Source organism: Acidithrix sp. C25 (genome assembly GCF_904848545.2).
On sequence record NZ_CAJHCI020000006.1, the window covers coordinates 1481464 to 1500989 of the forward strand.

Annotated in this window: 16 protein-coding genes, 1 other RNA gene and 1 pseudogene; 9 read left to right on the forward strand and 9 right to left on the reverse strand. The window is 47.6% G+C overall.

The genetic code is table 11. The annotated features are described in order from the left end of the window. Positions 1–47: 47 nt before the first annotated feature. Positions 48–1589, reverse strand: a complete 1542-nt coding sequence (locus ACIDITHRIX25_RS75395; protein ID WP_201732877.1) for a GGDEF domain-containing protein — start codon at positions 1587–1589, stop codon at positions 48–50. Between the two features lie 290 nt (positions 1590–1879). On the opposite strand from ACIDITHRIX25_RS75395, the gene purE reads away from it, so the two are divergent. From purE to ACIDITHRIX25_RS75410, 3 genes are all read left to right on the forward strand, one after another. Beyond that, positions 1880–2344 (forward strand): 5-(carboxyamino)imidazole ribonucleotide mutase, encoded by a 465-nt coding sequence (gene purE / locus ACIDITHRIX25_RS75400; RefSeq protein ID WP_201732966.1) that lies wholly within the window; start codon positions 1880–1882, stop codon positions 2342–2344. Between the two features lie 256 nt (positions 2345–2600). Then, positions 2601–3080, forward strand: a complete 480-nt coding sequence (locus ACIDITHRIX25_RS75405) for a hypothetical protein (RefSeq protein ID WP_249685660.1) — start codon at positions 2601–2603, stop codon at positions 3078–3080. Between the two features lie 245 nt (positions 3081–3325). Beyond that, on the forward strand, positions 3326–3610 hold the full coding sequence (locus tag ACIDITHRIX25_RS75410) for a hypothetical protein (RefSeq protein ID WP_152626125.1): 285 nt from the start codon (positions 3326–3328) through the stop codon (positions 3608–3610). 442 nt (positions 3611–4052) lie between these two features. On the opposite strand, the gene ACIDITHRIX25_RS75415 is transcribed toward ACIDITHRIX25_RS75410, so the two are convergent. The 3 genes from ACIDITHRIX25_RS75415 to ACIDITHRIX25_RS75425 form a co-directional block, all read right to left on the reverse strand. After that, positions 4053–4262 carry a hypothetical protein gene (locus tag ACIDITHRIX25_RS75415; protein WP_201732879.1) on the reverse strand — a complete coding sequence of 70 codons (210 nt, stop codon included), beginning with the start codon at positions 4260–4262 and terminating at the stop codon, positions 4053–4055. A gap of 317 nt (positions 4263–4579) precedes the next feature. After that, on the reverse strand, positions 4580–5434 hold the full coding sequence (locus ACIDITHRIX25_RS75420) for a transposase (RefSeq protein ID WP_201732880.1): 855 nt from the start codon (positions 5432–5434) through the stop codon (positions 4580–4582). 525 nt (positions 5435–5959) lie between these two features. Continuing rightward, positions 5960–6535, reverse strand: a complete 576-nt coding sequence (locus ACIDITHRIX25_RS75425; protein ID WP_201732881.1) for an RNA polymerase sigma factor — start codon at positions 6533–6535, stop codon at positions 5960–5962. A gap of 699 nt (positions 6536–7234) precedes the next feature. Here ACIDITHRIX25_RS75425 and rnpB point away from each other — a divergent pair. Beyond that, positions 7235–7611, forward strand: an RNA gene (rnpB, locus tag ACIDITHRIX25_RS75430) — RNase P RNA component class A. Positions 7612–7713: 102 nt separating this feature from the next. Here rnpB and ACIDITHRIX25_RS75435 read toward each other — a convergent pair. Then, on the reverse strand, positions 7714–8457 hold the full coding sequence (locus tag ACIDITHRIX25_RS75435) for a C4-type zinc ribbon domain-containing protein (RefSeq protein ID WP_201732882.1): 744 nt from the start codon (positions 8455–8457) through the stop codon (positions 7714–7716). A 122-nt stretch (positions 8458–8579) separates the two neighbouring features. Continuing rightward, complete coding sequence (locus tag ACIDITHRIX25_RS75440; RefSeq protein ID WP_201732883.1) at positions 8580–10778, reverse strand: transglycosylase domain-containing protein; 2199 nt, start codon at positions 10776–10778, stop codon at positions 8580–8582. 554 nt (positions 10779–11332) lie between these two features. Here ACIDITHRIX25_RS75440 and ACIDITHRIX25_RS75445 point away from each other — a divergent pair. From ACIDITHRIX25_RS75445 to ACIDITHRIX25_RS75455, 3 genes and pseudogenes are all read left to right on the forward strand, one after another. Then, positions 11333–11959: pseudogene (locus ACIDITHRIX25_RS75445) on the forward strand (IS607 family transposase). 34 nt (positions 11960–11993) lie between these two features. Next, positions 11994–13469 (forward strand): zinc ribbon domain-containing protein, encoded by a 1476-nt coding sequence (locus ACIDITHRIX25_RS75450; RefSeq protein WP_201732884.1) that lies wholly within the window; start codon positions 11994–11996, stop codon positions 13467–13469. Next, complete coding sequence (locus ACIDITHRIX25_RS75455) at positions 13470–13655, forward strand: hypothetical protein (protein ID WP_201731836.1); 186 nt, start codon at positions 13470–13472, stop codon at positions 13653–13655. A gap of 175 nt (positions 13656–13830) precedes the next feature. On the opposite strand, the gene ACIDITHRIX25_RS75460 is transcribed toward ACIDITHRIX25_RS75455, so the two are convergent. The 3 genes from ACIDITHRIX25_RS75460 to ACIDITHRIX25_RS75470 all read right to left on the reverse strand — a co-directional run bounded on the left by ACIDITHRIX25_RS75460 (position 13831) and on the right by ACIDITHRIX25_RS75470 (position 15577). Further along, positions 13831–14163, reverse strand: a complete 333-nt coding sequence (locus tag ACIDITHRIX25_RS75460; RefSeq protein ID WP_349632138.1) for a NifU family protein — start codon at positions 14161–14163, stop codon at positions 13831–13833. 82 nt (positions 14164–14245) lie between these two features. Next, the gene (locus ACIDITHRIX25_RS75465) at positions 14246–14731 is read right to left on the reverse strand and encodes an inorganic diphosphatase (protein ID WP_052606426.1); all 486 of its coding nucleotides are present in this window, start codon (positions 14729–14731) and stop codon (positions 14246–14248) included. A gap of 327 nt (positions 14732–15058) precedes the next feature. Further along, complete coding sequence (locus ACIDITHRIX25_RS75470) at positions 15059–15577, reverse strand: RrF2 family transcriptional regulator (RefSeq protein ID WP_052606425.1); 519 nt, start codon at positions 15575–15577, stop codon at positions 15059–15061. A gap of 85 nt (positions 15578–15662) precedes the next feature. On the opposite strand from ACIDITHRIX25_RS75470, the gene ACIDITHRIX25_RS75475 reads away from it, so the two are divergent. Together ACIDITHRIX25_RS75475 and ACIDITHRIX25_RS75480 are read left to right on the forward strand one after the other, a co-directional pair. Beyond that, positions 15663–17252, forward strand: coding sequence for a 4Fe-4S binding protein (locus ACIDITHRIX25_RS75475; RefSeq protein ID WP_201732885.1), 1590 nt, complete (start codon positions 15663–15665; stop codon positions 17250–17252). 126 nt (positions 17253–17378) lie between these two features. Then, on the forward strand, positions 17379–19070 hold the full coding sequence (locus ACIDITHRIX25_RS75480) for an FAD-dependent oxidoreductase (protein ID WP_201732886.1): 1692 nt from the start codon (positions 17379–17381) through the stop codon (positions 19068–19070). Positions 19071–19526: the final 456 nt, after the last annotated feature.

Consider the following 19526-nt stretch of genomic DNA (forward strand, 5'->3'; position numbering starts at 1 on the left):
ATTTGGATCGCAATGGCATGATTGAATCTAACAAAGACTTCGTGCGGTCAAACTCTAAATGAGATCTCTGACGGAATCGAACCTGTTTGGTCAATCGCTGAGATACTGCCGACAACAGTTGCATTACGACCACGCGATTTAGCCCCATACATTGCCCTGTCGGCTGCGAGCAAAACGCTTGGCGGCGCCGCACCCGGTTGCATGCACGCTATACCAGCAGAAAAGGTTACTCTGCCTACGGCCTTCCAGCTAATTCGAACTCTATCCACAAATAGTCTCGCGTCCGACTCGTCGCAATTGCGCAAAATGACAACAAATTCTTCGCCTCCGTAGCGACATGGCAAGTCCTCATTACGAACCTCGCCAAGCAATATGCGACCAAATTCATAGAGCTCGAGATCGCCTTGGGCGTGGCCCAAAGTATCGTTTAATACTTTGAAGTGGTCAAGATCAAAAAAAGCGAGTGAGTCATTGTCACCGAGATTATTCAACTCTCCAAAAAACGCTCGCCTGCTATAGAGCGCGGTAAGCTCATCAAATCGAATCTTAGTGGCTAACTCCTCATTTTCATATTGAGTGGCAATCACCCTGGCCGCCTCGCCCAAAAATGATGAGATCGCCGCAATTAAATCTGCCTCGGGCTTTGGAGCACTTCGCTTCCAATAGATACCAACCGCTCCACTAAGAACAGTCTCGGTGGCGAGCGGCATAAAAAGTGCACTTGAATAGCCGAAGATCTCTACCGCACTTCGGTCCAGATCCGACAATGCAGTATTAGGAACAAAGATCGTCTCTTTGCTTCTAGAGGCTTCAATAAAACCCGACCTACCATCGGAACTCACTAAATTGGAGGTTACAGACTTCGATGTCTCCCGCTCAGGAAAGGAAGTTGCAAACTGTATCGAACCAAACCTCGAGCCTTTCTGCCAGATCGCCAAGACAACGCCAAAAGTTGACAGCAATCCATCGATGTGTTTAGCAACATAGGTCATGGTATCAATAGTTCGCCCCGTTTTAGCAACATCAGAGAATCCGCTCAGAAGCCAATCGTTGATCCGCTTCTTTTGAATCTCATGCGAACGAAGTAATACTAGAGAGAGGGCAACTTCGAGGCCAACCAATTGAGAGATAACGCCAACGGCGAGCCATCTTTGGACTTGCAATCCCGAAAGTAATGGAATTGAAGCAAAAAAAGCAATCGCTGCGTTTACAACGATCAACCTCGGATCCTGCATCAGTCCAATGTATACATAAATCATCAAAATAAGTGGTGGAAGAACAAAAAACCCACCCCTAAAAAGCGGTCCCAGGAGTCCGATCTCGATAAAGGCTGCAATCGAAATCAAAAGATTAACCCTTTGGTCAAGTTTGCGCCACGGTAGCCCCAAAAAAATGCTTCCCACAAATAGACCAACTAGCAAAATAATTAGCGAGAAAGGCTCATTCGCACCAAAATAATCCACCGACGGGAGGAGGCAAAGTCCGATTAAATTCAATGCAATAAGTTGAAGAGCCCCAAAGATGCCAGCCCGCTCGCGGGTCGGAAGATCCATCTTCGAGAGTAGGCCAATATTCCTAGTCAACTTCAATTCAACGACCACCTATACGACAATCGGATAACAGTATCGTATTCAAACTACCAAATTTGAATACCGCAATCTTTCCTTCGGCGACAATCGTTCTAGCCTTAATAATTGACGGAGAAATGACCATCCAAAAGATCCTAAATATATGAGGGTTTCAATCCAAATCATGAATTTGCTCTGTGCGAGTAACATGTTGCGAACCTAGCCGTATTATTTTTGCCATAGACAAATAAAAAAACTACAAGATAAGGATCGATTACGTGAACGAACAAATTAGTGACGTCGTCATAGCAATGGGATCTGGCAGCGATCTTGAAATCATGAAAGTTGCAAAGGATGTACTCGAGGCCTTCGAGGTGTCCTCAACGTTGAGAATTCTGTCAGCCCACCGCACGCCATTTGAGATGCTCGACTTTGCCACAAATGCACGAGCCAAGGGGGTCAAGGTGATAATTGCCGGTGCTGGTGGCGCAGCGCACCTCCCTGGAATGATCGCAGCCGCTACTACATTACCAGTGATAGGCGTTCCGGTTTCACTCAGACGACTCGATGGATTAGATTCTCTATTGTCGATCGTCCAAATGCCAAGAGGTGTCCCAGTGGCTACCGTTGCAATTGACAATGCAACCAATGCGGCAATTCTAGCGCTTCGAATCCTATCTATTGGGGACAAAAAAATCGAGTCGAAGCTCATAGAATACGCCCAATTCAATCGGCAAACCTCACTTGCCAAGGACGCCCAACTGGACCCTAACTAGCAAAAATATGCCTGAATCACGATCTAAAAATCTAAGAAAGTGATTCAGGCATAGCTCAAAGGTTAAGTCTCTTCTCTACATGGACTAGTTATCACTTGAGGACGAACCAGATCCTAATGTAGTTGAAGTTGAGACAGACGATGTTGTCGTACTCGTTGGAACAGTAGTAGTTGTAGACGAAGGCGAATTACCGTGATCAGTCGAATCCTTCTGTTGGTGTTTCGAATGACCATCGCCACCGCTAACCTTGGGCGCATTGTCACACTCAACCTCTTTACCGGCAGGATTCACCACTAACACCGAGCCAGCACTTGAACCGCTGGTTGTCGTCAATGCACCACCACTACCAGAACCAGCACACGACACGATAGGGATCGTGGTTGAGGTAGTCGGTGCTGCGGTGGTTGAGGTAGTCGGTGCTGCGGTGGTTGAGGTAGTCGGTGCTGCGGTGGTTGAGGTAGTCGGTGCTGCGGTGGTTGAGGTAGTCGATGCTGCGGTGGTTGAGGTAGTCGGTGCTGCGGTGGTTGAGGTAGTCGGTGCTGCGGTGGTTGAGGTAGTCGATGCTGCGGTGGTTGAGGTAGTCGATGCTGTGGTGGTTGAGGTAGTCGGTGCTGCGGTAGTTGAGGTAGTCGGTGCTGCGGTGGTTGAGGTAGTCGGTGCTGCGGTGGTTGAGGTAGTACTGCCAGATGGCAATGAGATCCCTATGCTCGCTGCAGTAAGCGACATAGCACCCTGAATTGGTCCTGGCAAAGCACCGGTAGCGGCCGCGGCCGCGGTCGCTGTGACCATAACAGCTGAGGCCCCAGCCAAGACAGCCTTAGTCGTTAAAAATTTCAAGTTCATCTTATTTTCCCTTCAAACGGAGCGTTGATTAGGTCCGTCCCGTCATTAATTTCCATGTTCATCGCAAAAAAAGTGTTCCCCTGGCTATCTAATTGCCATATCGATCCACCATCACACCATCAATGCGCGATACGCCTAGTGAGTTATGTCGTCGATCCTTCACCATCGCCACAAGGAGCAAAAGTCCTTTGTCTAACCTCGCTACTAAAAAGTCATCATTCACAACTGCTTATAGAAACGATGCTTGCGATAGAGGCGTTACAGAAATTAAAAGATTTAACTCCTCTGCAGCATTTACCAACTGCCCTCAAATACCGAAGTCGAACATCAAACAACCGGGAAAACAACTACCAGAACCTCGATGGCTACAAAGCCAAATCAAAAGCCATCGCTGCCATCGACTCAAAGGTACACATTTATTGAGATTCACAGGTCGATCACTCCATTTCGACTCCTAAAGGGTCAGCACTCAGATAACCAGATCGAAAGCTCCAATTAACCTCTGCAAGAACCATGCAAGGCCTCACAACACCCATGTAAGATGCAAACAGAAGCACAGTATTGACTCTCTATCTGTGCAGAATCAAGAGCCATCTTTTGTCTAAACCTGAATCCATAGAAATGGACCAGCTTGAGCCCTTCGGTGTGACTCTGAGTCGGTTTTTCGGAACTGATTTAGGTTTGACGGAGGGTCTATGGTTTAAATCTGGTTTCAGAGTGCCAAATATGACCTAATCCCTTTGTGGTTGAGCCTGTTTGGTCATTTTTGAGATTGTGAAATCTCATTTTGGGTATAGTGACCTAATCCCTTGTCTTCTAGAGCAGTTCCTTCAAGTAATATTCAGTGTGTTAGGTAACCAGATGTTCAGGTGATGGCGATCTCAAACTTTCTGATCCGATCAAGAGCCTCTAAGAACTTATCCTTATAGTGCCAGTGTTCTTCAAGATGCAGTATTACTTTTATAGCTGAACGAGTGATATGTCCTGCGATCTGAAAGTAACACCGTCGAAGCTTTGGTGTGGTGATAACAGTTTCTGTAATAGCACCTATTCGCGCCAGGTTGTGCAGTTGCACCGCGCCAGGTTATGTAGTTACACAAATAACTAACCAAACCAGAGCCAACCAGACCAGAGCTAACCAAACGGCATTAGCGTTCATGTATCTGGATGGAACATGATTCCACCTAGAACCTCCTTTGAGATCCTTGATGACTAGTTCGATCTGGGCATGTGCTCGGTGATCAGCCTCAAGGAAAAGCGTTTCGCCTTGTCGGTCGGTAATAAATGCGTGATAGTCATAGTCTCTAAATAGTGCCAGCTGAGACCCGGGAGTAGGCTTTGTTCTTCCTACGATAAGACGAACGTCTTGTAAATCTTTTGCAAATGCGCAATTTACTGTATTTGACGGTATTTCACTTCTGCTACATCAGCTCCACCTTCAAGCCAATAAGGAATTGAAGTCCATGTTTCTTCTGGTATGGCTGCAATAACCTGCTTCAATCGTTTTGACATCCGTGTTGTAATGCAAAAGCGAGCATTGCCCGCGCTAGCTGCGTCTCTTACGGCTCTTGAGAAGAACCCAGAGTCAAAACGCATGGTTATTTCACCAGTTGCTCCGGCGGCTCTGGCATTGTTGATTACCTGGGTTACAAACTCCCCGGCACCACGAGCGGTATTGGCGTTGCCTTCACGTGTCACTATTCCAAGAATGTCACCTGTTTTACCAACAGCTGCTAGGTGTGGGTGATACCCCCTTACTTTGGTATAACCAAAGTAAGCTCCTTCTTTTTTGTTTCCATATACCTGACATATTGTGGAATCAACATCAATGGTGAGCGGCTCATCACCTGGACCTGCTCCAGCTAGCCAGGCTCGTTTTAGCAACAAAGCCGCAACTCGTTCAACATCTGCGATGTCACTGGTCTCAAAACTACGCAAGAAGACACCAAACCTAGATGGTGCTGGCATTATCTGACCAAGGATAACTTGTGCATTTGGGCTTTCAAGGATTGCAGTGTCATCAATGCAATCACCACCGGCCAAGATAGATGCGACGATAGCCATAGCTTTTCTGCCAACATTTGCTCGTCCAGGACGATCCTCTAGGTCAATGTGTAAATCAAAGAGATCCCTAAGGCCAAGTCTCTCAGCAAGGGTGATAGGGAGTATTAACCCACTGTTGGAAACTGCGTTCGAATCGTCAAAGGTGACTATCAAACACTCTAAAGCACTAGTAGATGCTTGCATCTAAAAGGTGCTCCTTGAACTGATGGATTTGAATTGTATTCAAACATCATTCCACCAGTTCAGAGCACCCTTTCTATGTCTAAATCAAAGTTGAGCGGCTAAATTTTCGGTGGATCCAGGTTAAAGCAGACCAGTTACAAGTCGCCCTCGAGGCCAGAATCTCTATCTGAGTAAGGTATCGATCTCTGCTAAGGAGAGAACTACCGACTGCGCACCCAAGCTGGATTTGGCCCTTACCCAAACGCCTCATCTCAAAATTGACCGATATCTGACGTGGATCCTATTTTCTACATGCCTTGACCTATGAAAACCATGAAATTGCTTTCATTTAGGTAGGAGATATCGAGCAATTAAATTATCAATTCACAGGTGCCTAATAACCATTACCTTTCCCCTAGGTTCCATGGGATGCTTCTCGGTCTCCATTTGGTCCTACCTACAAATCAGGAGGGGGGGGAAGCGAGCAAGCGGTGCCAAATCATCAACTTGGATCAACATAGAACCCTTGAGAGATTATGAGATGAATTACTGCGGCTCCCCAACCATAGCAACCACGCCTGGAACTCTCGCGCCGTAAAGTTCGCGCAAACGCGAAAGACCTCTGTGAGAGATGACCCGAACATTTTCAGGAGACCTGCCTATCACAACCGCCACCTCGTCAACACTCATACCAATCAAATAGCGCATGAAAACTACTTCGGCAAGTGCCGGTGGAAGAAACCGCTGGAGCACCTGGATCAGTTCGCCGTCTCCAATCCGATCAATCTCTAAGCTATCATTAGAGATTGTATCTACCTGGGTTTCAATCCTTGAGATGAGGCGTGACCCACGAATACCTGCTCTGCGGTAGTCGGTCACCTTGTTCTTTGCAACTGTTAGTAGATAGTTTCTAAAAGAATTCGAGGTACCTTCAAAACCCTTGACCGAGCGGGAAACTGAAATCCAAACGTCCTGAGAGATATCGTCAGCCAAGGTGGGGGCTACTACAGCTAAATATTTCACTAGCATTGGATTAAACCACTTCCAAAGTTGGGCTAATGAATCAACATCACCCTCTTTGGAGCCACTCAATATTTGGCTGAAATCGTAATCCGTTACCATTAATCATCACTATAATACTACTTATCGTGATGATAAGCTAGGTAGGCCAAAGATAAGAAGGTTCTAATATCACTCTAAGTAATCTCGTACACGTATCTCATCTTTCCCATTACGGAGAAATATCAACTGACCCAAAAGTACCAGCCCTTCCAGAGGCGCTACGGTCAAACTCCGGCCTAAATTCAATGACACTACTGATACGACAAAGCGCTATCCTTAGCCGGATCTCTTAGCCATTGATGCCAGCCATTGATAAAACGCCTAAAAGGTTGAAAATTGAATGTGCTCTCCTTTGGATCTCTCGAAAACTCGGGCTCTAGGGACTTACGAATGATTGATTAAAGCTTTCGGCGCCTTTCAATCTTTCATCTCATCTGATTGCAAATCAAGTCAGAAAGTAACTAGCGAGGTAAATCCAAGTCGTAACTAGCCATACTTTGCAAAACCATCACTTGAAATCTTTAAAGCAATTTCAATGCGCTTCATAAACTCAGGTTGAAACTTTCGTTCGCATGACTGAGACAGCGAATGGCACATTATCGCGATCGTTTAGGTACCTAGAAATATCCAAAGTTGCTTCTGCGACAAATCTATCGAACTATCAACTTCGCATCTCTCTAAATCCTTGTACCAATGATAAAAATATAGAATCAGTGCTTCGACGAAATAAAGAAAATCCCGAACTAGAGTATCTAGGGCAGAGTTAACCGGGTAGTCGCGAGCATTGTTATGCTTGAGGAAGGTCGGGGCTTCACAGGGCAAGGTGCTCAATTAGAGGCAGGGTGACCTGACGGAAAGTGCAACAGAAAGTATACCGCACAATCGATCGTGCAACTTGTACCAACAAACTAAACGATCGATCTGTAAGGGTGAAACGGTGCGGTAAGAGCGCACCAGCGTTTTGAGCAATCAAAGCGGCTATGTAAACCCCACCCGAAGCAAGATCATATTGGAACTAGTGGCGGCCCGTCGCGATGAATAAAAACTTCGTCGAGTTCCGGGTAGATCGCTTAGATGGATGGCTACCGCGAATCTCACGATTCAAACAGAACCCCGCCTACAGGTTAACTCTGCACCAACAGCCATCGAATGGCCTCTTTTTACAAATCTGGTGAGCTTGTGTTACCAATGGTGGAACCGGGCCCTCTAAAGCCTAAAAAACGCGCCACCTAAAAGGATTACCCTCTTGGTGGTAGCAGAATCCGACCGCAATCCTCACAAAAATGAACTTCGGAGCTAAATCTCCGAATCCTATCACCGAGACTCGAAGATAGCCGGAGACGACATCCAGAGCAACTTCCATCGACGACATAGGCAACCTTGTCTATGACCGAAGACGGCACTCTATTGATCAATGCGATAACCTCGGGCATAGCCTTAATCTTGGCCTGAGTCAGCTCCTCCTGCAAGAGCCCATCCTGCAAAGCCACATCCCGTCGCAACTCCTCTAGCTTATCTCTTGCAACAATTGCCTCCTGAGCCAATTCCTTGACCATAGTTTCTAATTTTGATCGATCCCTCGCGAGCTCCTCGAGCCGCTCAATCATTCCCAGTTCTGCACCCGTATACTCAAGAACTTTGGCTTCCAAGTTGGCAACCTCGAGTCGAAGGGCAGGAAGGGATTTATAATCAAGGTTCTGTCCACCGTCAAGACGTTGACGAGAGACCTTTAGGGATGTAGAAAAGCGGTCCAACTCCCTCTCGAGCATCTTTCGCTCCTCTTCGAGAGCACTCTCTTCCTCAACCAAAATCTCAGCTTTTACTTTAAGTTTTTTATAGTTTTGAGCCTTAGATCTATAATCGGAAGCCTCTGGGCCGTTGGAAATACGCAAATTATTTCGATGGGCGCGGCTAGCCAAATCAGAAATAAGGTAGAGACCCTCGATATCCTCAGCACTCAAAGAAAAACTTTTTGAACTCATACTTTAGCGACCTCATCAATATACGCTTACCTATCACCCTAACCATTGCAACGCTAGAACCACACCACTGATAACCACGCTAAAACTCCGTCTAGTTCAAAGGCTACAAAAAGTTATCATTACTAACCAGGTTGCGACGACGAAGGACTTACCGCAGTTGTCGCAGTTGTCGGAGGTGTAACCGCAGTTGTCGCAGTTGTCGGAGGTGTAACCGCAGTTGTCGCAGTTGTCGGAGGTGTAACCGCAGTTGTCGTGGAAGTTGTCGCAGTTGTCGTGGGGGGAACAACAGCGCTTGTGGTTGTCGACGAAACGGGTTGCGAAGTTGTAATAGTGGTTGGCAAAGTCGTTGTAGTGCCAACTGGCGAGGTAATCGCGCCTGGCGAATCAATCGGTACAATGAACTTAGAAGGCGGTATCCAAGCAGGGTTGACGTATGGGAATTGAACCACAGGATAAGAAGCCAATGCTGAAGTCATATAATCGTGCCAAATCCGCGCTGGATAGGTTCCTCCGTAAACAGGTGCTCCACCAACATCAAACATCGGCACAGACCCAGCAGGATCTCCCATCCAAACCGTCGTAACCAGCTGAGGCGTAAAGCCATCAAACCATCCGTCGGTAAAATTATCGGTCGTGCCAGTCTTTCCCGCTGACGGCCGCCCATAGAGGCGTGCTGCAGTTCCAGTTCCTCTAATAACGACCTGCTGAAGAATTTGATCTTCAACCGCGACAATTCTCGCAGAAAGAACTCGTCGAGAGGAAACCACCGGGCTATAAACATTGGCGCCGGAATAATCTTTTATCGAAGTTACAAACCTTGCCGGATGCAGGTATCCACCATTTGCTAAGACGCTATAGGCAGTCGCCATTTCAAGCGGAGTTACATTTTCAGAGCCGATCACAACCGAAGGAACTGCTGAGAGAGGAGTGGTTACACCCATCACCTTTGCAGTATTGATAACATTTTGAAGGCCAATTTTGACACCAAGCCGAACGTAAGCACAGTTAACTGAATTAGCTGTCGCATCCGTTATTGTCATAAGGCCGTATCCAGGTTCGGCATTGGAGACAATGTAAGGAAAGGGCTTCGTATTCGGAACAGTGAATTTACAAGGACCCGTACCGTCAATAATATCATTAGGACTATAGCCCTGCTCAAGAGCTGCAGCTAAAGTAAAAATCTTAAATGACGATCCTGGCTGCCGACCAGTCCCTCCGCGTCCGGTCGCAACATTGTAGCCTCCACTTCCCTTAGTGGGATTTCCGCTCACCATAGCAACCACGTTGCCATTTGAAGGATTCATCGAGATCATTGCAGAGGTGAACTTCCCATTTGTATTCGGTAGGACTCTTGCAACAGCACTATTGGCAGCGGCTTGATCTGTCGAATTAAGTGTTGTTTTAATTACGTAGCCATCGTTTGCAAGTGCCGCATATCTTTGGGTGGGATCGCTTCCTAGAAAACTGTACTTAGCTCCGGTCTCAATGCGGTATATAACTTCTGTAACAAAAGAAGATGGGGAACTAAAGACCAAACGGTGCGAAACCGTAGGAAGCGGCTCTGCCTTAGCAGCAACATCCTGAGCCTTGGTTATCGTTCCATATTGAAGCATCTGATCAATCGCAAGGTTACGTCGGAAAAGAGCATATTTAGGATAATAAAACGGATCATAGCCACTGGGATTTTCAATCAAAGCGGCAAGTAAAGCCGACTGAGCGATATCAAGCTTGTTCATAGGCAGACCGAAATAGGTCTCAGATGCAGCTGATATCCCGTAAGCACCTTCACCGAAATAGATGGTGTTGAGATAGCGCTGAAAGATCTGGTTCTTAGACATGACGCCTTGTAGACGATAGGAGAGTATTGCTTCTTGGAATTTCCGCGAAAGTGTACGCTGTGGAGTCAAAATTGCATTTTTGACTAGCTGCTGGGTAATAGTGGACCCACCTTGCAGTCCTCCACCACCCGAAAAATCCGCAATCAAAGCCCGTCCTATGGAGCGAATATCCAACGCTCCGTGTTGGTAAAAAGTGTGGTCCTCAACGTCCAAAATTGCCGAGCGAACCAAAGGCGGTACCTGTGCCAAGGTCACCGGAGTTCGATATTGCCCATTTTGAACTTCATAAAGCAGATTCCCTTTTGAATCGAGAATCTTAGAGGGAACAGAAAGAGGTCTTAGGACCAACGGAGATGAAAACGTTCCTGGCTCTTTCAAGATCGAAAGGTTACCTACTGCCGGAATTAGCAAAACAGCTGCCGCACCCAACAAAACACCACCGACTAGCAGCGCGAAAATATACTTGAGAACCCTAAAGCCCATATAATCTTTTAAACCCCAATAGATAGCTGACACCAACGAAAAGGCGAGATTCGAGATCAGAGCCCCATCTTCGTCGGTAGGTTGGGCTAAAATCTAAGCCGAACGGTCGAAACCAATCATATCGCCAAATTGCAAATCATAGGCATCGCCGTTCTCAGCTCATACTCAAATTCTCTTGACTCATTCTCAGAAACCAAATCGACAGCTTCACAAAAAGCGGATTCTCACCATCGAGATAGACTTTCCACACCCGAAAAAGATCGTGCTCAATCAGGCACAATTGGAACTATCACGCAAAGCAATCTTGGCAATTAAACGATTCAACTGACAAAGTTCCATGAACAAATCGCACGAGCCCTAAAACAGTAAAAACCTCGTTTTGAATTTAGATGCGAAGGCACCAAATTAGAAGGAGCGACTTAGCTCATTGCAATACCATCCAACAAAGGACACCAATCCGAGCTTACTCGCACCGAATCAAGACAACCACTTGGGGCTCGCTACTGCTACTCTCCAGCTGAGCACTCTTGAACGAAGTTTACTATAATGCCTATATGACGAGGTTAGTGCCTATTGGGGTGCCAGCACAGGAGCTTGGGGTACACCCCATGACGCTACGGAGATGACAAGCAGAAGGACGTATCGATCCTCCTATACGCACACAAGGAGACAGAAGGCGTTATGACCTATCTAAGCTTCGTGCTATTACTCCTCATAAAGCTCCATCCACCAGAGCTACTATCGCCTATGCCCGCGTGTCAACCAACGCTCAAAAAGACGACTTGGTTCGCCATGTGGCTCTCCTAGAGAGCTATTGCGCCGCAAACGGGTGGAGCTATGAGATCATCTCCGATGTAGGGTCAGGACTCAACTACCATAAGCGTGGACTAAAAGTGCTTATCTCTTGGATTTGCTCCGGCGAGGTTGGGCGGCTGGTGCTCAGTCACAAGGACAGACTGCTTCGTTTTGGGTCAGAGCTTGTTTTGTCTCTTTGTGAGCATTTTGGAGTCGAAGTAATCATTATCAACGCTAGCGAGGATTCAACCTTTGAAGAAGATCTGACAAACGATGTCATTGAAATCGTAACCGTCTTCTCGGGCTGGCTATATGGATCGCGTAACCATAAAAACAAAAAGGTTATGGAACGGCTTCAAGAGGTGGCCAAAGAGGTAACTCCATGATCCGATCTCCGAGCCTCACTCTATGGTTAGCATTATGAAGCGCACGGTACGTCTAGCCACGTTGCCACTGAACAAGAACAAGTATGACGAGACGCGCTCTGTGATTGGGCACTATAGCGACGCAAAGCGCGTCTTTGTAGCTCATCTGCGCCAGACTAGCCTATGGAGGCTGCTTGATAGAAGCAAAAGCTTTCGTGACTATGCAAAGGCACAGGGCTTATACCCAGAGGGCATCAACGTCCATTTGGTAGACCAAGCTGCCTTTGACGCCGTGGATACCTGTATTCGCCACATCGAGTCCTGCTTTGTAAGAGCTAACGTCAAGGCAAGGGTGTGGAGACGCTTCACAGACGAAGATGAGAGGCATTATGCCTATGCTTGTCTAACGAGATACTCGGCTATTGGCCAAATCATGGGTGGCGGCGTGCCAGAGATCTCCACTGTGACTACCTCCCCCGAAACGGGTGCAAAGATAGCCTCGTACTTACATCGCGTCATTCGAGATGCACTCGATGGTAGCTGGCCAACCGTTATCAAGTCTCACTCTATGTCTTTGGACTCTACCTTGTATTCAGTGGTCGACAACGACACAGCTAAAGGCAAGACCAGACGCTATGTCAAAGTTGTCAGCTCAACTCGCAACAAACGCATCTCGCTACCCCTGTCTGGCATTTCTCGTGTGTCGGGGAATGTCAGGGTCGTACTTGATGAAGAGAACAAGCGGGCCTTCATTCACGTTAGCTACGACGTTGCAGCTCTAGCCAAGGCCACCGGCCCCGCTGTATCGCTCGACTGGGGAATCACCGAGGTCTGCACTGATGACTCGGGAGTTCATCATGGCGACGAGTATGGCCGAGCGCTTAGTTCCATGGCTAAGCGCAGGCATAAGACCGCCAAGGCAAGGAACAAACTTCACGCTCTATCAAAGAGAGATGCTGGCTCCAGAAGAACCAAGCACATCTCACGAAATAACCTAGGGACCAAGAAACAAAAAGCTCGACTCAGGCGTGCAAAGGCACAACTACAGACAATTTCGGGCGCTGCAATCAAAGAAGTGGTCTACGGAGAGGGCAATCGCACCAGAGCTAATGGACGAGCTCCCCAACATCCATCACAACGGCCAAAAGAAATCATCACCGAAGATCTGTCTCACCTAGGGGGTAAGGCTAAGTCTAAGAAGATATCTCGACTCTGCTCATCGTGGGCAAGGGACGAGAACCAAGAACGCATTATGGTACATGCGCATGTCGGAGGTTCCGGCATTAAAACGGTCAACGCGGCCTACACCAGCCAAACATCTCCTAATCCAACGTGTGGGTATGTCTCTTTCGACAACCGAAGCGGGGATGTGTTTCACTGTCGTAACCCTTATTGGGATTGCAATTGGCAGGGCGATGCAGATCACGTAGCCTCCATGAACATCAAATCAAGGATCCAAGATCACCAGATCGACCGGTTCACTCCCTACACGGAAGTGAGAAAGATTCTTGACGCGAGGTTCCCACGCTAAATGGAAAGCCGGAACATCCTCGAAGATGCCAAGGATAGCGCTCACGGCAGGACTCCAAGGATACCACGACAACGCGAGTTGGACGTGGGAGGTGTGCAACCACCGACTCGCCCTAGTTCTGTCCCCGTGGATGGGGCAGAACACGCAAAGGCGTCTGGAGAGCGAAAACAAAAGAGGTGCATATGAATGTATATGTATTTCGGAGCGGCAACGGCAAGGTCCAACCAGGTTCAATAACCAAATATAGAAACCAACGGCCAGAAGAAACGCTTATAAATCGCCAGCAGAAGACGGAATCTAAATACATACAAAAGGCGCCAAGCATAAGGCGCCTTTTGTATTACAAACGTATTTATAAACTTTAATAATCTCCCCTAGGGACGTAGCCTCCACGTCCTAGCGAGTAGCTAGATTCAAAATCTAAACTCTCATCGACGCCGCCACGGACCTCGGTCACCCAATCGAGTCGACCCTTGATTATTCGCTCTATTCCCGCCTGTAGGGTTACAGATGAGATTGCACAAGATGAGCAACTACCTTGGAGCTGTACCTCAACGACTCCCGCCTCAACGTCAACACTAACTAGAGCTAAATCGCCACCGTCTGCTTGAACAGCCGGGCGGATCATCTCTATGAGTTCAAAGACGTCTCGAGTTCTATCATTATCCTGAAAGGTGCTTTGATCTATAGTCACGAAAACATCTTAGTCCACCCGAGCAATTGTTACTATCGCTATAGGAGTAATTGACCAAGAGATTCCATATCCAAAGATGGGACTAATGGTCCGAGTGCAGGCGTTCTATCGCACCATCTAACTCAACTTGAGCAGCTGCTTTGTTTGAGAATCCCTCAATGGTGGCAAACTTTTTAGGTTCCAAATCCTTATAGTGTGCAAAGAAGTGGCTTATTTCGTCCTTCAAAAAAGAAGAGACATCTTCGATGTCGTGGATGTGATCAAACCTTGGATCACCATCAATGACACAAATCAGTTTGATGTCGCGCCCTTTTTCATCGGACATCACAAACGTGCCGACTGCTCTAGCCTTGAGGTGACACCCTGGCACCAACTCCGCATCTAATACTAACAACGCATCCAAGGGATCGCCATCTTCACCCAAGGTCCCCTCGATATATCCGTAGTTGAGAGGGTATGCCATAGGCGTGAACAGAACCCGATCCAACCAAACCGCATTGGTTTCATGGTCGATCTCATACTTATTTTTGGAACCCTTTGGAACCTCAATCACAACTTCGAAACTCATAGAAACTCCTTGACTCAAAGTTACTGGATGCACGGCTATGACATCACAAACAACTTGATCTCAACTGCTATAAAACCGCAGCTACAATACCACAGCTATTTTCAGGTAGCCATAGTGATACGTCGAAAAATCCGATCGCGCAAAGATACAAACTAGGCTCCTATTTCCCAAATACCGCAATCTTTGATTAGATTTCTCATACTATTTGCAACAAAATTCATAGCGCATAGCCTCGACTTGAAACCGCATAGCCGAGATTCAAGCAAATAATTTAGAAAAATCTCAGAGCATCAGAGCTCTCGGTGTTTCACAGCAAAATCAAAAACTTCAAAGCTTGACGACACGTCCACCCCGATGACTATCGATCGGCGCCAAATACTCCCCGGACTCTATCGCTATATCGCGCTCTGTAACCTCTGCCAAAGTCGAAGCGGCCAATCCATCCCTAAAGGAGCTCAATGCGCCCTTCCAAGAGTCATGGAGTGGACAAACTTTTTCCCAATAACAAGGTCCGTCACCCATCGCGCACCGATCAGAGTGAATATCGCCTTCGCCGGCTTCAATCACCTCTAAAAGCGAGATCTCAGTGGGTGGCCGAGATAGCCAATACCCTCCACTTCGACCAGCTCTTGAGATAGCAATGCCAGCTCTAACTAGGTCAGCAAGAACTTGAGGAGTAAAACTCACTGGAATAACAGCAAATTCCGAAATTTCTCGAATTTTTTTTGGAGTTCCATCGACATACGCTCGCGATAGACAAATAGCAGCTCGCAGTACATAATCACCCCTTCTCGATAGCGTCACATTCAAAATTAACTCCCAATTTTTCACAATCTGACTTGACATTTATATTCTACAGTGACAAACTTTACGTTTAGTACTTTACTAAAGGTACATAACATTACAAAAGCACAATAGGGGGTGCAGATCGATGACTTACGTCACTGATCCAAAAACGAAGGCTATGCCCTTCAAGGATGAGGATGATCCTCGAAAAAACGTTACCAGTGAGGGACGGCTCGACCCAGTCGCAGTCGCGATTCGGCTGCGACCAAAGGTCGAGACCGACATGGCATCTCACTTCGCTCCTAGCGATCCAAAGCTAGACCTCAGTCGCACAAAGCCAGTCAAAGCTATCCTCAAGAAGCGTTGGCTCCAATTCGCACTGATCGTTCCAAACCAGCTCATCTTCTGGTTGGTTATCTTTTCCGGCTTGATCGGGACCGTAGTACCAGGATTAAACTTCGCAACCGCAATTACATGGTACATCTGGTTCTGCATCGTATTCGTCCTTATGGTCGTCGTAGGACGAGCTTGGTGTGTTATGTGTCCCTTCGGCGGCTTCGGCGAATGGATACAACGTAAGACCTTCTTCAAGAAGACCCAGAAATCACTAGGCTTTGGCCTCAAGTATCCAAAGAAGCTAGCTGCTTACGGATTGGTCTCCTCAGCGGTCAGCTTCTTGGTACTAACCTATATTGAAGAGTTCTTCAATATAGCTGGTCCAGGAGCACCCCATGACACTGCATACATGGTCCTTGGCATCGTAGCATTCGCAACAATAACCTTCCTGGTCTTCGAACGTCGTACCTTCTGCCGCTATCTTTGCCCACTATCAGCCCTAATTGGTTCCGTCGGATCGATGGGATCGATCGCAGGCTTCCGCACAAAGGATCGTAACGCTTGCCAGTCTTGCTCAACCAAGTCCTGCATGCGAGGCGGCGAAGAGGGATACGGATGCCCATGGTACACTTGGGTCGGCAGCGCGGACTCCAACTCACTTTGTGGTCTTTGCACCGAATGCTACAAGTCTTGCCCAACTGACAACATTGGCCTCTATGCACAAGCTCCTCTCACCTCAGTAATCCAACCGAACAAAAAGAGAATGGACATCGCCGTTGTAAGCGCTATTCTTCTGGGACTCGTCGTCTTCCAGCAAGTAAATGCACTCAGCATGTTCACATCGTTGGACGATTGGCTAAATAAGCAAACCCACTTCCCACAATATCCAAATCCAATCGATTACGTAGGCTTCATTGCTCTCTTCGCCTTGGTTCCTGTTGCAATCTACAAAGTAGGCGCAATTCTCTTCTCTAAGGGAACGATCGCCACTACTGACGGCACCTTCATGACCAAGAGAAGCGAATTCAGAAATTGGTTCATCTCTGGCTCATACGCCCTGCTCCCAGCCATTGGTGCTGACTACTTCGCTCGTCAGCTTCCAAAGTTCTTCAAGCATGCAACCAGAATCGTCCCAGCAGTTGCTCACCCATTCGGTGGCACCGCAAAGGCACTCTACAACTACCGACTTCTTTCGGACTCCCACATCGTGATGGTTCAAGTCGCAATCATGATCATTGGAACTCTAGCGTCTCTTTATGCAGCCGCGAAGATCTCCAAGAGGGATCTCGTCTTGACCAACAAGGGTTCAAAGGTCGCATACGCCTACTTTGCGGTAGCAATCCTCGCAATGTCCATCCCAATGACCTTGCTCTACATACCAATGCACGCCGCAAACTAAATGCATCAGGGCTGATCGAGTTCGCCTCTTGGTCAAACAACATCAGCCCTACAGAATTGATTCGATTTTACATCTGCTCCACGCTAACAAAGATAAAAAGCCGGAGCCATCAAGGAGTTCTACAAGATGACAACTACCTTCAATCCAACTAAGATTTCAAAAAACCACAGCGAAGCCCCAGAGGTCCCCACACTAGGAAGCGAACTTCTCATCGAAGTCCTAACTGATCGATGTGCGGGCTGTCAGGAATGCCTTATTCGCTGCCCAACGGGAGCCATTGGCCTAGACACCGACAACTGGATCGTCACTGTCGATTCAGCACTTTGCGTAGGATGCGGACAGTGCGAGCGCACTTGCCCGTTTTCAGCAATTACAATCGACGGAACGCCAAAGGTTGCACCAAGCGAGCGCCATTACCTTCAGAACCGAGCCATACCCGCTATCGCCCCTTGGGAAGAGACCAGATCCGGCTTCTCTAACCTCGAAGCTGTTCTCGCCGAGGCATCACGATGCCTAAGCTGTCCCGATCCAACATGCGTTCGCGGATGCCCAGCGCACAATGATATTCCAGCAATGATTGCCTCGATCCGAGAGGGCAACCTAGATCAAGCTAGATCAATATTCGAAGCCACTACCCATCTTGGATCGATCTGCTCACGAGTTTGCAATCAAGCTGTCCAATGCGAGGGAGCTTGCTCGTGGAAACTAGCTGGTAATGAGCCGGTGGCAATTGGCCTTCTTGAACGTTTCGTCTTCGACAATAGCGAGATCCATGCTCCACATATCGAAGCTTCCTCTTCGATGAAGGTCGCAGTAGTTGGTTCCGGTCCTGCAGGAATGTCTGCGGCATGGGAATTCGTTGAAGCCGGAGCTGAAGTTACGGTCTATGAGGCCGACCCAATTCCAGGCGGACTATTGAACCATGGCATCCCGGAATTTACTCTTCCAAGTGAAAAAGTTAGTGAAGTTTGGAAGTCTCTAAGCGACGCAGGCGTGAAGGTTGAACTAAATCACCGCGTTAGCCAAGACGATCTTCAAGACTTTACCGAAAAGCTAGATGCAATCGTCCTAGCAAATGGAGCATCATCACCGATAAGGCCCTCAGTCCAAGGGTTGGACAGGCCGAACGTAATCGATGCTATGGCCTTTCTTGCAGCTTATGGCGAAAAGCTTGGCGCACATAACGACACCAATGCCATTGAAGGAAAGAAGATCCTCGTCATCGGAGCTGGCAACACAGCAATGGATGTTGGACGAATTGCAATCCGCTTCGGAGCTATTCCGACTTGTGTTGAATGGGTAACTGAATCGTTCGCTCGTGTTAGAAGTGACGAGCTCGAAGAGGCACGACATGAAGGGGTATCCGTCCGGTTCAACACTACCGCTACATTGATAACCGACGGAAAAGCTACTTTGGTGACAACCCAACAGAGCGATCCAAAGGTACTACCTAAGCTGATTCCGGGAACCGAAGAGATCGTCGATGCGGATATCGTCGTTCTGGCACTTGGATATCGTCTTGGAAGCGAATTCGGACAACTTGCACCACAGGCACCTTTTAGAGCCAGCGAATCCACAAAGCCTGACGACAACTGGATCACTAGTGGTATCTTCTCCGGTAACCATAACCACAATCGGTCGATAGCCGATCTGTCTTGGAAGCGAGAAGTCGCCGTTGCCGCCGCTCGAAGCCCCTATGCTGCAAACGTATTTGTAGTAGGAGACGCCCTAGTTGGGCCGTCCAGTGTAGTCGAGGCAATGGCTTCCGGAAGAGAAGCTGCACGCGCTTCAATCAGAGCACATGCTAGCAAAAAATAGCAACGAGGCGCGCGTTACATCCCAATACTAAAACAGGGAGGATGCCAATACGAAAGAAAAATCAATCAAAAAGCTAGATCTTAATAATTACCTTATGAAAGATCAGATCACCTTCGACTAAGGAAGTGATCATAAAGTTTCTCCCTTCGACTGCATGAACCCTGCACCCCCAGTGCCATGCTTCGAAGGGAGATCTTTTATTATCTACATGATACATAGATATCGCCGAAAACGGGATGCACATTTAATAAAACTATTCCCAAGTGGACTTTCACTAGTCCTATGCCCCTGGCAAGTCAGTATAGAAATACTACTCTCCCACAAGGGAAAATACCGAAATGGTTAGCTAATGGTGATTTGGCCGACGTTCCCAATACCAATTTGAAGTCCCCGAACCCTTGCCGAACAAATGACCAATTGCTTTGCCAAGCCTAGGTGCAGTGACATTCACCGTTC

Coding starts and splice junctions, on each gene's coding strand:
- ACIDITHRIX25_RS75475 (WP_201732885.1), top strand. CDS start 15,663: ATGACTTACGTCACTGATCCAAAAACGAAGGCTATGCCCTTCAAGGAT.
- ACIDITHRIX25_RS75470 (WP_052606425.1), bottom strand. CDS start 15,577: ATGTCAAGTCAGATTGTGAAAAATTGGGAGTTAATTTTGAATGTGACG.
- ACIDITHRIX25_RS75480 (WP_201732886.1), top strand. CDS start 17,379: ATGACAACTACCTTCAATCCAACTAAGATTTCAAAAAACCACAGCGAA.
- purE (WP_201732966.1), top strand. CDS start 1,880: ATGGGATCTGGCAGCGATCTTGAAATCATGAAAGTTGCAAAGGATGTA.
- ACIDITHRIX25_RS75450 (WP_201732884.1), top strand. CDS start 11,994: ATGAAGCGCACGGTACGTCTAGCCACGTTGCCACTGAACAAGAACAAG.
- ACIDITHRIX25_RS75435 (WP_201732882.1), bottom strand. CDS start 8,457: ATGAGTTCAAAAAGTTTTTCTTTGAGTGCTGAGGATATCGAGGGTCTC.
- ACIDITHRIX25_RS75420 (WP_201732880.1), bottom strand. CDS start 5,434: ATGCAAGCATCTACTAGTGCTTTAGAGTGTTTGATAGTCACCTTTGAC.
- ACIDITHRIX25_RS75455 (WP_201731836.1), top strand. CDS start 13,470: ATGGAAAGCCGGAACATCCTCGAAGATGCCAAGGATAGCGCTCACGGC.
- ACIDITHRIX25_RS75440 (WP_201732883.1), bottom strand. CDS start 10,778: ATGGGCTTTAGGGTTCTCAAGTATATTTTCGCGCTGCTAGTCGGTGGT.
- ACIDITHRIX25_RS75425 (WP_201732881.1), bottom strand. CDS start 6,535: ATGGTAACGGATTACGATTTCAGCCAAATATTGAGTGGCTCCAAAGAG.
- ACIDITHRIX25_RS75465 (WP_052606426.1), bottom strand. CDS start 14,731: ATGAGTTTCGAAGTTGTGATTGAGGTTCCAAAGGGTTCCAAAAATAAG.